Consider the following 12,115-nt stretch of genomic DNA (forward strand, 5'->3'; position numbering starts at 1 on the left):
CTCGCTATTGTTAATCAAGGGCGGTCACTCTATCCCGTGCCGCCCGCTCAAATCAAGCTCACCTTCTGCGCGCCATCGGCCTGTTTGGACGCCCAGAACGCGAGCTTGTTCAAGGCATTCAGGTACGCCCGTGCGGACGCCACGATGATATCCGTGTCGGCCCCATGCCCCGACACGGTGCGCCCTCCTTCTTCGAGCCGCACCGAGACTTCGCCCTGCGCGTCCGTCCCGCCGGTGATGGCCTTGACCGCATACATCAGCAGTCGGCTCTTGGTCTGCGTCATCGCCGCGATGGTCCGATAGACGGCATCGACCGGCCCGTCCCCGGTGCCCGTTTGTTTGACCAGGCGGCCGTCGATTTCCAACTCGACCGTGGCGGTCGGAATCTTGTCGGTGCCGCTCTCGACGTGCAGCCATTTGAGCGCCACCCGCTCCCAGATCTTCGCGATCTCCTCGGAGACGATCACTTCGAGGTCTTCCTCGTAAATCTCTTTCTTCTGATCGGCCAGACGCTTGAACCGATCGAAGGCGCGGTTGATCTCCTCCTCCGTCAACGTGTACCCGAGTTCCTCCAGCCGTTGCCGGAAGGCATGCCGGCCCGACAACTTGCCCATGACCAGTTTGCTGTCCACCAGACCGATGGATTCCGGCCGCATGATCTCGTAGGTGGTCTTCTCCTTCAGCAACCCGTCCTGATGAATGCCGGACGTGTGCGCGAAGGCATTGGCCCCAACGATCGCTTTGTTCGGCTGGACCACCATACCGGTGATTTTGCTGACCAGGCGGCTTGTCTTGGAGATCTCCTCTGTGTTGATCCCGGTGTCGGCGCCGTAGAAGTCCTTGCGCGTCCGCAAGCCCATGACGATCTCTTCCAGCGCGGTGTTGCCGGCCCGCTCGCCGATGCCGTTGATGGTGCACTCGACTTGTCCGGCGCCCTCCAGCACGGCGGCCAAACTGTTGGCCACCGCCAACCCCAGATCGTTGTGGCAGTGGACGGAGATCACCGCCTTCGAGCTGTTCGGCACCTTTGCCCTGATCCCGCGAATGAGCTTGCCGAACTCCTGCGGGACCGCGTAGCCCACCGTGTCGGGAATGTTGATCGTGCCGGCCCCCGCCTCGATCACCGCTTCCAAGACTTCGTACAAATAGGACGGATCGGACCGGCTGGCGTCCATCGGCGAGAACTCCACGTCGTCCACGTAGCCCCGCGCGCGCCGGACCATTTCGACGGCCCGTTTTTTCGCTTCCTCCCGCGTCATCCTGAACTGGTATTTCAAATGGATGTCCGAGGTCGAGAGAAACGTATGGATGCGGACCTTGGGCGCGCCTTTCAGGGCCTCCCACGCGCGGTCGATGTCCTCGGGCCTCGCCCGCGCGAGACTGCAGATGATGGGCCCTTCGACTTCCTGGGCGATCCGCCGCACCGCTTCGAAATCGCCGGGAGAACTGTACGCGAAGCCGGCTTCGATGATGTCCACCCCCAACCGGGCCAGTTGCTTGGCGATCATCACTTTTTCTTCCACGTTCATGCTGGCTCCCGGCGACTGTTCGCCGTCCCGCAACGTCGTGTCGAAAATCCGAATCATCCGTGTCATGTCGGCACCCCTCTCCTTGAGCGAGCAGCCGACAGCGAGCAGCCCATCGCTCCGGAGCTATTGGCTACGCGCTATCCGCCGGCGCGTTTCGCTCGGAAAAAACAAAAGCCTCCATCCCGTTTTCAGGGACGAAGGCTTCACGCGCTCCGTGGTACCACCCTGATTCAGCGACCGGCTCGAAGGTCACAGGTCGGTCGCCCTTCATTGCACCCGTCTCGTGGGTGAGGCGGGGTCCGCTACCCAGGACGCCTCTTGCGAGTCATGTGAACCGCAATGGGCGCCCGTTCACGGGCCCGGCTCGGAGGCGAGTTCGGCGAATCACGGGTTGGTTCGCACCGGCCACCAACTCTCTCGATTCCGTGCGGATCGCCTACTACTCCTCGTCGTCGCCGTTATTCTTTTCTGTCCAACAGCGCCAAATCGGCCTTGGCCTGGCCGCCGCGCTTTCCGAACGCCTTCGCCAGCCATCCGAAGCCGCGCTCGACCGGCCCCGACACCGCGTACGCGGCAAAGATAACAAATAACATGACCTGAGGCCAAGCCATCACCAGCATGAGCCCGAGGATCACCCAGACCAGGTAATTGAAGTGGCGGCCGCCTCTGAACTTCAGATCCTTGAAGCTGCGATACTTGATCGTGCTGACCATGAGAAACGCCAGCGTCAGCGTGATGATCAGGATCAGCAATGGCTTGACCTCGGCGCCCATCCGGACGATGTGATGGTCGAAGATGACCAGTGAGGCGACCACCCCGGCTGCGGCCGGAATGGCCAGACCCGTAAAGTATTTGCTGTCGGTGTTGGCGACGGTCGAGTTGAACCGAGCCAGGCGAACGGCCCCGAGGGCCACATAGGCGAACATCACCGCCGCCCCGAACATGCCCTGCCCGCTGAGCGCCCACGAATAGATCAACAGACCCGGCGCCACCCCGAACGACACCACGTCGGCGAGCGAATCGTACTCCAGGCCGAACTGGCTCGTGCTGTTCGTCAACCGCGCCGACTTGCCGTCCAAGACATCGAACACCATCGCCACCAGGATCGCGACCGCTGCCGCGATATAGTTGGCGTTAAAGACCGCGAGAATGGCAAACACGCCGCAACAGAGGTTCCCGGTCGTGAACAGGTTCGGGATCAAATTGACGGCGCGCCGCCGCTTGCCATACTTCGCGAGCGCCCCGCGGAATCCGGTTCCTTTCATCGGAGTTCTCCCAAGACGGTCTCGCCGCCTTTGACCCGGTCGCCCACAGCCACGCGCAGCGCGGTGCCCACCGGCAGAAACGTGTCCATCCGCGAGCCGAACCGGATCAATCCGAACCGTTCCCCGCGCCGGACCACCTCGCCCGGAGACACCCAGCACACGATGCGGCGCGCGATCAAGCCCGCCACTTGCACGCAGAGCACCTTCGCGCCGCCGGCGGTCCTGAGCATGAGCGCGTTCTGTTCGTTCCTCAACCCGGCGTCCGGCCGGTTGGCGGCCACGAAGCGGCCCGGCTGATAGACCACGTCTTCGACCGTTCCCTCGCAGGGAATCCGGTTGACGTGGACATCGAAGATATTGAGAAAAATGCTCAGCCGGATGCTCCGTTCCTTGAGGAATCGCGGCTCGTACTCTTCGTCGATGGCGATGATCTTGCCGTCTCCCGGAGCGACGATCAGCCCCGGTTCTTGCGGGATCGTGCGCCGGGGGTTCCGGAAGAACCACGCGGTAAAGAGCGTGAGCGCGCTGAACACCGCCGCGCCGACCGGCCAACCCAGCCACCCACAGGCGAGTGTAAGACCGCCCGCCGTTCCCACAAAGGGAATTCCGTCTTGGACTATCGGCATGCCGGCGGCGCGATCAGCCATGGCGCAATCAATTCTTCGATTTGTCGACCAGCTTGTCCTTTTTCAGCCAGGGCATCATCGCGCGCAGCCGGGCGCCGACCTCTTCGATCGGATGCGCTTCACCCTTGGCCAGCAACGCGTTGTAGACGGGACGGTTGGCCTGGTTCTCCAACACCCACTCTTTTGCGAACAGGCCGCTCTGAATCTCCGACAGAATCCTCCGCATCTCTTTCTTGGTCTCGTCTGTGACGATGCGCGGCCCTCGCGTAACGTCGCCGTACTTCGCGGTGGTGCTGATCGAGTAGCGCATGTTGGCGATGCCGCCCTCGTAAATGAGATCCACGATCAATTTGACCTCGTGCAGACATTCGAAATAGGCCATCTCCGGCGAGTAACCGGCTTCCACCAGCGTTTCAAATCCGGCCTGAATCAGCGAGGTGAGCCCGCCGCACAGGACGACCTGTTCCCCGAAGAGATCGGTCTCCGTTTCTTCCCGAAAGGTGGTCTCGATCACGCCGGCCCGCCCGCCGCCGATCGCGCTCGCATAAGCCAGCCCCACTTGCCTCGTATTGCCGCCGGGGTCCTGGTGAATCGCGAGCAACATCGGCACGCCGCTCCCTTTGGTGTACTCCGACCGCACCAGATGCCCCGGCCCCTTGGGCGCGACCATGAAGACATTGGTGTCCGCAGGCGGCACGATCTGGCCGAAGTGGATGTTGAACCCATGACCGAACGCCAAGTATGCCCCCGCTTTCAGGTTGGGCGCGATCTCCTGCTGGTAGATGGCCGGCTGGGCCTCGTCCGGCGCCAGGATCATCACGACATCGGCCGTCTTGACGGAGTCGGCGACGGGCATCACCTTGAGCCCGCTCGCCTCCGCCTTCTTCCAGGAGTTCCCTTCCCGCAATCCGACGACAACCTGGACGCCGCTCTCCTTCAGGTTGAGGGCGTGCGCATGACCCTGGCTGCCATACCCGACCACGGCGACTCTCTTGCTGCGAATCTGCTGCAGATCGGCATCCTTGTCGTAATAGATCTTCATCTTTCACTCCTCGTAATCCGTGAAACGTGATGCGTAATCCGTGATGGGTGGCGAGACTACGGTCCGATCCTCCGGAACCGATCACGCATCACGGATCACGTGGCTTCATTCCTTTGCAACCCGTTTCGGCTGAGCGGCGGCCGGCCTGATGGGTTCTCGGGCGATGGCGACTCGCCCGGTCCTGATCAGTTCCTTGATGCCGAGCGGCTGGAGCAGGTTGATGATCGCTTCGATCTTCTTGGGATCGCCCGTCACTTCGATCGTGTAGGTCGTCGGCGTGGAATCGATGACGTTGGCGCGGAAGATGTCGGCGATCCGCAGGGCCTCGGCACGGTCCTCGGCCCTGGTATGGACCTTGATGAGCGCCGTTTCACGCGACACGAACTCGCTCTCGTTGAGGTCCACCACCTTGATGACGTCGATGAGCTTGTTGAGCTGCTTGACGATCTGCTCGATGATCCGGTCGTCGCCCGAGGTGACGATCGTCATCATCGACATCGACGGGTCGAGAGTCGGCGCCACCGACAGGCTCTCGATGTTGAAGCCTCGTCCGCTGAACAGCCCGGCCACGCGAGAGAGCACGCCGAACTTGTTTTCCACCGTAACGGAGATGATGTGTTCCATCTTGAGCGAATGGCGAACAGCGAGCAGCGAATAGCCGATAGCTCGGAGCTCCCGGCTATTCGCTATTCGCTGCTCGCTTGATCACGCAGTCAGCACCGTATCTTTATCTTCCGGCGTCACCGGCGACGGCGCCGCTTGCTTCTTCTTCAGCTCCGGCGGATCGGCCAGGATCATTTCATGGTTGCAGCCGCCGGCCGGAATCATCGGATAGCAGTTTTCGTACGGGTCCACCGGCACATCGACGACCACCGGCCCGTTCACGGCAAGGGCTTCCTTGAGCACGCCGTCCAAGTCCGCGACCTTCTCCGCCCGCAGGCCGACCGCCCCATAGGCTTCCGCCAACTTGACGAAGTCCGGCACCACGTCCAGGTAGCTCGACGCGTATCGCCCTTCATAGAACAGGTCCTGCCACTGGCGCACCATCCCGTGGAACCGGTTGTTAATGACGACCAGCTTCACCGGCAGCTTGTTGACGACGGCCGTCGCCATCTCCTGCATATTCATCTGCACGCTGCCGTCGCCGGCGATGCACAGAACCAGCCGGTCGGGAAAGGCCGCCTGGGCGCCCAACGCGGCGGGGAACCCGAACCCCATCGTGCCCAGTCCCCCCGAGGTCAGCCACCGGTTCGGCTTGGCCAGTTTGAAATATTGCGCCGTCCACATCTGATGCTGGCCCACATCAGTCGACACGATCGGATCGCGATCCTTGGTCAACTCGTAGAGCCGTTTGATCACATGCTGCGGCTTGATGGGCCCCTGCGGATCCTGTTCGTAGGTCAGAGGGTGGGCCTTCTGCCATTCGTGTATTTGATCCCACCACGGTTTCCGAAGCTCTTTCTGATCCCCGTTCACCGTCGCCCGCAGGATCTGAATCAGCTCCCGCAACACCCGTTGGCAATCGCCCACGATCGGGATGTCGACATGAATGTTCTTCCGGATCGAGGTGGGATCGATATCGATGTGAATGATCTTGGCATAGGGACAGAACTCCGAGACTTTTCCGGTCACCCGGTCGTCAAAGCGCGCGCCGACCGCGATCACCAGATCGGAATAATGAACCGCCATGTTGGCCCAATAGGTGCCGTGCATCCCCATCATGCCCAGACAGAGGGGATGCTCGCCGGGAAACGCGCCCAGAGCCATCAGGGTCATATCGACCGGGATCTGGGTCAGTTCGGCCAACTCCAACAATTCCTTCGACGCGCCGGAGAAAATCACCCCGCCGCCGACGTACAGGACCGGCTTCTTGGCCTTCATGATCGCTTCAGCCGCCTGCTTGATCTGCCACTTGTTCCCGTCGTACGTCGGGTTGTAACCTCGGATCGACACCGAGTTCGGGTAATGGAAGTCGGCCTTGTTCATCGACACATCCTTCGGAATGTCGACCAAGACCGGGCCCGGCCGTCCGGTGGTGGCGAGATAGAAGGCTTCCTTGATCGTGACCGCCAGGTCGTTCACATCCTTCACCAGGAAGTTGTACTTGGTGCAGGGCCGGCTGAGCCCGACGTTGTCCGCTTCCTGAAACGCGTCGTTTCCGATCAGGCTGGTCGGCACCTGTCCGCTGAAGCAGACCAGCGGCACGGAGTCCATATAGGCGTCGGCCAGGGCGGTGATCACGTTGGTCATGCCCGGCCCGGACGTGACGAGCGCGACTCCGGCCTTGCCGGTGGCCTTGGCATAGCCTTCGGCCATGTGTCCGGCGCCCTGCTCATGCCTGGTCAGGATGACCTGAACGTCCTTTTGCTGATGCAGGATATCGAAGATCTTCAAGACGACCCCGCCCGGCAACGCGAAGATGGTCTTGACCCCTTCGCGGCGGAGGCATTCGACAAAGATCTCTGCACCGGTGAGCTTCATAACTCCCCCCTTGCTCCCCACCGCCTCAGACCTGAGACAAACAGGGCACCCGCCGGCGCGTAGCGAGAGATGACGCCCGGCAATCTCTCCGATCTTACTGAAAAATCAATGACTAAGATGGGCGATGGTACCATCGCCCACCGGCGGCGTCAATAGGAATGACGGCGAGCCGGAGAAAAACGGCTCGATGACAGTCTCTACCGCTTCGTGCTAGGCTCCGATCCCCGACCTGCCGGTCAGGCAAGGTTCGATTCAGACAGATACGCGCGATGCCGGCGATCCACGTCACGGTCCTCTCGAGGCAAGACTGTCACTTGTGCCGGGTCGTTGACCGGATGGCGCAACGACTCCAGCGGGAGTTGGCGTTTGACCTGACCAAGGTGGATATCGACACCGCCCCGCACCTGGCCACCCGATACGGGAACCGTATTCCGGTCGTGTTGATCGATCAGGTGGAGAGCCTGTCGGGCAAGATGACGGAACGGGACCTGCGGCGGGCGATTCAAAGGGCGCGCTGGAGGAGACCTATAAGCCGGATTCTGTACCGCCTGAGAGAAGCTCTCACACGGCGGTGATCATTTCTCTGGGACCCGGATCGCTCCGGGCCTCAAGCGACCTACCCGAGGACCTCGGCCGGGCCGGCCTTTCCGAATCCGGTCGACACGCCGACCGCTCCGGTCGTCCTCCTATTTGGTCTTGCTCCGGGCGACGCTTACCGTGCCGTTTGTGTCGCCACAAACGCGGTGGGCTCTTACCCCGCCGTTTCACCCTTGCCTGATCCGAAGGCGACCGATATGGGGTCCATGTCGCCCCGGCCATCGGCGGTCTGTTCTCTGTGGTGCCGGTGTCGGATCGCTCCGCCTGGGAATTACCCAGCGCCCCGCCCTCGGAGTCCGGACTTTCCTCCCACCGGGGAAACCCCGATGAGCGATCACCCGATCTCCTCCAACGCGCAGGGTCAGTATAGTCATCGGGTCGTGATCGTTGCAAGCATCGTGACGCGAAGTGAAACGGCGATGACTTCGCCGGATCGCTGAAGGAGATGGAACCGGATGGCCCAAGGCCTTGATAAAAGGGCGGCAGAAGAGACCGATCTACTCGGCCGGCTGATGAGCCGCGGCGGCCGGAGCGTCAACAGCGCTGAGGTTCACCGGGCCGGATCGCAAAGGAGGCACGTCGGCGCGGTAAAACTCTGCGTCCTTCAGGAGTTGATCCTTCAGCGAGAGCAAACAACGCTCGGTGACTTGTCCTTGCAGTTCTTCAACGGCCAAGGGAGTGGCGCCGAACAAGTGATAATAGGCCGTGCCCTTGGATGCCGCCTGATACTGCCTGATCTGCCCGTCCCACCGTTGCAGGTCCAACGTCATCTGCGCTTCATAGTCGTATTCCAGGGGAAGGAGCGGGGTGGCCAAGAACATCGACGCGCCGATGAGGAACCCCTTGAAGGCCGCTTGCCCGGCATGGGAATCCACGGTCTGGCGCATCGAAAGGCGAGCGACCACGTGCTTTCGATCACCCAGCGGCGGCTGGGCGTGGGCCGGAAAGAGGAGCTGCGAAAAGACGCCGGTGTCGTACAGGGCGCTCACCAGGCGGCGGTCCAGGTCGGCGTTCGGATTGAGCGGCGCCCCGTTCTGCTCGACGGCGGTGATGTGCAGCACAGCCGGGACTCGCGCTTCGGCCGGAATGACGGCGATCGTGGTCGGCGCAGCGGGCGGAGCAGTCTCTGCCAACTGCGTCCATCGCGCGCACCCGCCGCAAAAGACCGCCAGGGCCGCGCAAGCGGTGACGACCGCCGCCGAGGGCCCCAGACGCGTTCGATCACGTCGAGATGCCGGCTGTAGGCTCATGCCCAAGGCGCCCTCCTTGCTAAAAGAAAAAAAACGAAAAGCCCGCGAACGGCAAACTGGAGTTGATGCCGAGGTTCGGCATGCGCGTGCCGGCATTGGAAATGTGATGGAAGCGATACCCGACATTGAGCGCAGCTTGATTCGTCAGGAACCACGAGACGCCGAGCCCTGCCGTGACGATGAAGTTGAATCGGGACGACTCCTCGGGGATGCGTCCGCCCAAGTCGGTCCAGAACGGACCGCCGGCGAATTCGACATAAGGCCGCAGGCGATTGAGCGCGACGAACGTGTATTTGATCTTGGGCGTGAACCCGACGCCGTGCGTGAGAACCGGTTCGCGAAACTCGATGTAGACCACCTCGGCGCCGACCGTGGTCTGACCCCGATACCAGCCGTCCCCGACCGGCTCATGCAGCACCATCCCCCACGACGGCATCAGCGCCGGGCCTTCCTGTTTGGTCACATGCTTTTTCGTCAGTCGGTGCGGAAGCAAATAGCCGGCGGTCAACCCGATCTCTTGCGTGCCGGCGGGGTAATGCGGCTTGATCTCCTCGGCCTGGCTGTTGACGGCTGAACTCACGAAACCGCTCGCCAGAATCATGACCAGAACAAGAACCCGTGCCGTCATGCGAGATGGCTGTTCGTCATCCTACCGGTTGAAGAAGCATGCGCCTGAACCGCCGACGCGAGTGTCTACACAAAGCTAGCAGAAGTTTGCGCGTTGTCCAGGAAGGGAAACCACGCAGGGGGAGCCGATCACGGCCCGAGCGCGTAGCGCGGTCCCCAGTCTAACGCTGCCCCCGATCTGGCGCCTTTCCTGGATCCCCTCATTGGCACGGAAAAGACCGCGCCGCCTTAGCGGCGAGCCGTGAGGTGACGCCGCAAGACGGAGGAAACGGAGCGCGTACACACCGGTTGAGAGAAGCGCGGCAAATGGAAGCCCTACTCCCACCGTGACCGGAGCTTCAGGAGGGACGATTCCTTTCCATATATACAGCTCTGACAGGGGTGAGGGCGGTCAGCGATCAGGGAGGTAGGCTACTGAGTGAAGCGTTGCCCAAGGTAGCGTTCATGAGCGATCACCGATTTCCTTCAACGCGCAGGGTCCTGTATAGTCACACCTGTTCACAGGCCTATGGCTCACGGAGCAACTTCGGATACAACGCCTCGATGGGTGACGCGCGCGGCGCGCCCTGCCGCCGCGGAGACACCAGCAGCCGCCGAAGAGGGGTGGATGTGGGGCCGACGGTCGATCGCCGCATAAAAGCCAAATGCGGAGGGCATGGTTCACGTCACATGCGGGGAGCAGCCAATTTCTACAGGAATTGGGATGCAACCTACGAGGAGCGTGCAAGCTCTCTCATCACAACACCATCCTTGCCCTTCCAGGCACATCGTCGCACGACAGTGATGGGCGTGTCAGGCTGCAAAATAAAACTCGCCAACGGCTCTGTCGGGGGCCGACGATCGACCTTAATGTAGGCGACAAAGCCCGCCAAGTAGAACCGAACATAGTTGACGCCATCATAGCGATCCGGGTGCGGATCCAGCATGGCTGTGTAGCCCGGCGCATCGAATTTAGCAAGTACCACAGCAAACCTTGTAGGCTCCCCCGGGTCTTGGGCTGCAATCATGGTGCGAAGCTCTTCCTCGAAAGGTCCCGTTGCAACGCGCCGGTAGAAATCTTGCTTGGACACGGAAGCCCGCCACAGCAACGATAGAAAGAAAAGCTTCATTTGGGGGTACTCGAAAGTTCTAATTCTCCACCCGACCACCGCACGCCCGTCGTAGATAGCTTCGTGGTGCAGAGAGTCTCGGAGGAGCACCTCTTGCGCGTGCTTGTCCCAGGGGGAATACATGTTGTCGCATGGACGGCAGAGAATCGACTTGTCGTACACGCCGACTGGTACACGCTTCGGACGCGCTCCGTGCTTGTTGGTGTATATCTGCAGCGCCTCAGAACGATGGCCGATACTCCGGAAAAAGCCGGCCGGAATGATGTGCGCCTTGATCAAACGCTGCTCAGTTTGGCAGAACCGGCAGATCATGACATGCGTTGTGCGGCCAACGCCGCTTGAACCGGGGTACCGAACGGACGCTACACTCTGCGCCGACGTTACACCGCGCCCTGATGAAAGCACAGACACACGCAAAGGGGTCGGGAGTCGATTCTTGACAGGAGGCCTGCGATTCCCGTAGAAGCGCATCCGGTTTCTGTCGTCCCCGCGCGGCCGCTGGTACTCTCGCCCGTCATGTCATGCGTAACGAAATGACTCCAACCCCTTGTCCTTGTTCCGCGATGATCCAAATAAGACGCCCGATCCCTTTGTTCCCTTTCTTTGCCAAAATCCGGCTTGATGCGCAGCGCCTGCTGAAAGGCCTCGATCGCCTTGGTAAACTCTTTGGTTTGATCACAGGCGACGCCCAGATACGTCCACGCCATCGTCTCCTGTGGTTGCGCTTGCGCCCAGGCCTGCGCATGTTCCAGCAGGCCCGGCCAGTCTTTCTTGCGCTCGAGCACAAGAGTTGTCATGAGCCACCCGACCACGCGCTGGGCGGCCGGCTTCGTCGTCGTGCTCCGTTGTGAGAGCGCGGTGACCCACTCGACCGGCACGGCGAAATTCACCTGTTGTCCGCCGCTGAGGGAGAAGGTCGGCAGCCCGATCAGCCGGCCTCGCTCACCAAAGAGCCCGCCGCCACTGGAACCCGGCGAGATCGGCGCACTGATTTGCAACACGCGCCCGTCCGGCACGTCGCGCAAGCCCGAGATGAGGCCTTCGGACAACGTGAGTTCCAGCCCGTACGGGGCACCGATGGCAAAGACCTTCTGCCCAATCTTGAGCGACTGCGTCTCACCCCGCTCGACCACAGGTGCATCGAACCCCGTCACGGTCAGGCTGCACACGTCGCGCTCGTAGTCGGCGTCCTTGAGCGTGGCCGGATAGTCCCGATTGCGGTGCGTGACCGACAGCGTCGCGGCATGCTCGATGACATGGCAGTTGGTGGCGACCTCGCCGCGTGCGATCACCACGCCGCTGCCGAGGCTCCGGCGCATGCCCTCGCCGTCCTTGCCATACACCACCACGATACTCGCGGACACGGCCTCGAACAGCGCTGTGGGCGACTGACTGAGGGTATCCGGCTGCTGGTGCGCCGTCGGGGTGGATACGGACTCGGACGGCTCTGTGGGCGACGTGGCACAACCGGCCACCGGGATGGACAGGGCCGCAACGACGAGGACCGCGCAACGGCCGCGAATCACGGCGCGTCGCTCCCGGGCAGGGATTGGCATGGCAGGCTCATCCGTGACGCCCCCCGAACAACA

10 protein-coding genes, 1 other RNA gene and 1 pseudogene are annotated in these 12,115 nt (G+C 61.9%); 1 reads left to right on the forward strand and 11 read right to left on the reverse strand.

Features of this window, described 5'->3' with window-relative positions:
• Positions 1-47 precede the first annotated feature (47 nt).
• The 6 genes from AB1555_00755 to ilvB form a co-directional block, all read right to left on the reverse strand.
• Positions 48-1,595, reverse strand: a complete 1,548-nt coding sequence (locus tag AB1555_00755) for a 2-isopropylmalate synthase (protein ID MEW6245224.1) — start codon at positions 1,593-1,595, stop codon at positions 48-50.
• A 392-nt stretch (positions 1,596-1,987) separates the two neighbouring features.
• On the reverse strand, positions 1,988-2,794 hold the full coding sequence (gene pssA, locus AB1555_00760) for a CDP-diacylglycerol--serine O-phosphatidyltransferase (protein ID MEW6245225.1): 807 nt from the start codon (positions 2,792-2,794) through the stop codon (positions 1,988-1,990).
• Entirely contained in the window at positions 2,791-3,441 is a 651-nt protein-coding gene (locus AB1555_00765) for a phosphatidylserine decarboxylase family protein (GenBank protein MEW6245226.1), read from the reverse strand. The genes pssA and AB1555_00765 overlap by 4 nt, the downstream gene beginning before the upstream one ends.
• 7 nt (positions 3,442-3,448) lie before the next feature.
• The gene (gene ilvC / locus AB1555_00770) at positions 3,449-4,462 is read right to left on the reverse strand and encodes a ketol-acid reductoisomerase (protein MEW6245227.1); all 1,014 of its coding nucleotides are present in this window, start codon (positions 4,460-4,462) and stop codon (positions 3,449-3,451) included.
• Between the two features lie 105 nt (positions 4,463-4,567).
• Positions 4,568-5,086, reverse strand: coding sequence for an acetolactate synthase small subunit (ilvN, locus tag AB1555_00775; protein MEW6245228.1), 519 nt, complete (start codon positions 5,084-5,086; stop codon positions 4,568-4,570).
• An 81-nt stretch (positions 5,087-5,167) separates the two neighbouring features.
• Positions 5,168-6,943, reverse strand: coding sequence for a biosynthetic-type acetolactate synthase large subunit (gene ilvB / locus AB1555_00780; protein MEW6245229.1), 1,776 nt, complete (start codon positions 6,941-6,943; stop codon positions 5,168-5,170).
• Between the two features lie 269 nt (positions 6,944-7,212).
• Between ilvB and AB1555_00785 the strand changes: the two are divergent.
• Positions 7,213-7,434: pseudogene (locus AB1555_00785) on the forward strand (glutaredoxin family protein).
• A 21-nt stretch (positions 7,435-7,455) separates the two neighbouring features.
• Here AB1555_00785 and rnpB read toward each other — a convergent pair.
• The 5 genes from rnpB to AB1555_00810 form a co-directional block, all read right to left on the reverse strand.
• An RNA gene (rnpB, locus tag AB1555_00790) (RNase P RNA component class A) lies at positions 7,456-7,890 on the reverse strand.
• A gap of 147 nt (positions 7,891-8,037) precedes the next feature.
• Positions 8,038-8,790 carry a hypothetical protein gene (locus AB1555_00795; GenBank protein ID MEW6245230.1) on the reverse strand — a complete coding sequence of 251 codons (753 nt, stop codon included), beginning with the start codon at positions 8,788-8,790 and terminating at the stop codon, positions 8,038-8,040.
• A gap of 19 nt (positions 8,791-8,809) precedes the next feature.
• The gene (locus AB1555_00800) at positions 8,810-9,418 is read right to left on the reverse strand and encodes an acyloxyacyl hydrolase (protein ID MEW6245231.1); all 609 of its coding nucleotides are present in this window, start codon (positions 9,416-9,418) and stop codon (positions 8,810-8,812) included.
• Between the two features lie 709 nt (positions 9,419-10,127).
• Positions 10,128-10,805 carry a hypothetical protein gene (locus AB1555_00805; GenBank protein MEW6245232.1) on the reverse strand — a complete coding sequence of 226 codons (678 nt, stop codon included), beginning with the start codon at positions 10,803-10,805 and terminating at the stop codon, positions 10,128-10,130.
• Between the two features lie 101 nt (positions 10,806-10,906).
• Positions 10,907-12,082: a trypsin-like peptidase domain-containing protein gene (locus tag AB1555_00810; protein ID MEW6245233.1), complete on the reverse strand. Its 1,176-nt coding sequence runs from the start codon at positions 12,080-12,082 to the stop codon at positions 10,907-10,909.
• Between the last annotated feature and the right edge of the window lie 33 nt (positions 12,083-12,115).

This window comes from Nitrospirota bacterium (genome assembly GCA_040755395.1).
In the GTDB taxonomy this organism is placed as follows: Bacteria; Nitrospirota; Nitrospiria; order Nitrospirales; family Nitrospiraceae; genus DATLZU01.

Excerpts from the sequence above, each read along its gene's own strand:
- pssA (MEW6245225.1), bottom strand. The coding sequence starts at position 2,794 with ATGAAAGGAACCGGATTCCGCGGGGCGCTCGCGAAGTATGGCAAGCGG.
- ilvN (MEW6245228.1), bottom strand. The coding sequence starts at position 5,086 with ATGGAACACATCATCTCCGTTACGGTGGAAAACAAGTTCGGCGTGCTC.
- AB1555_00795 (MEW6245230.1), bottom strand. The coding sequence starts at position 8,790 with ATGAGCCTACAGCCGGCATCTCGACGTGATCGAACGCGTCTGGGGCCC.
- AB1555_00755 (MEW6245224.1), bottom strand. The coding sequence starts at position 1,595 with ATGACACGGATGATTCGGATTTTCGACACGACGTTGCGGGACGGCGAA.
- AB1555_00800 (MEW6245231.1), bottom strand. The coding sequence starts at position 9,418 with ATGACGGCACGGGTTCTTGTTCTGGTCATGATTCTGGCGAGCGGTTTC.
- ilvB (MEW6245229.1), bottom strand. The coding sequence starts at position 6,943 with ATGAAGCTCACCGGTGCAGAGATCTTTGTCGAATGCCTCCGCCGCGAA.
- AB1555_00810 (MEW6245233.1), bottom strand. The coding sequence starts at position 12,082 with ATGCCAATCCCTGCCCGGGAGCGACGCGCCGTGATTCGCGGCCGTTGC.
- ilvC (MEW6245227.1), bottom strand. The coding sequence starts at position 4,462 with ATGAAGATCTATTACGACAAGGATGCCGATCTGCAGCAGATTCGCAGC.
- AB1555_00765 (MEW6245226.1), bottom strand. The coding sequence starts at position 3,441 with ATGGCTGATCGCGCCGCCGGCATGCCGATAGTCCAAGACGGAATTCCC.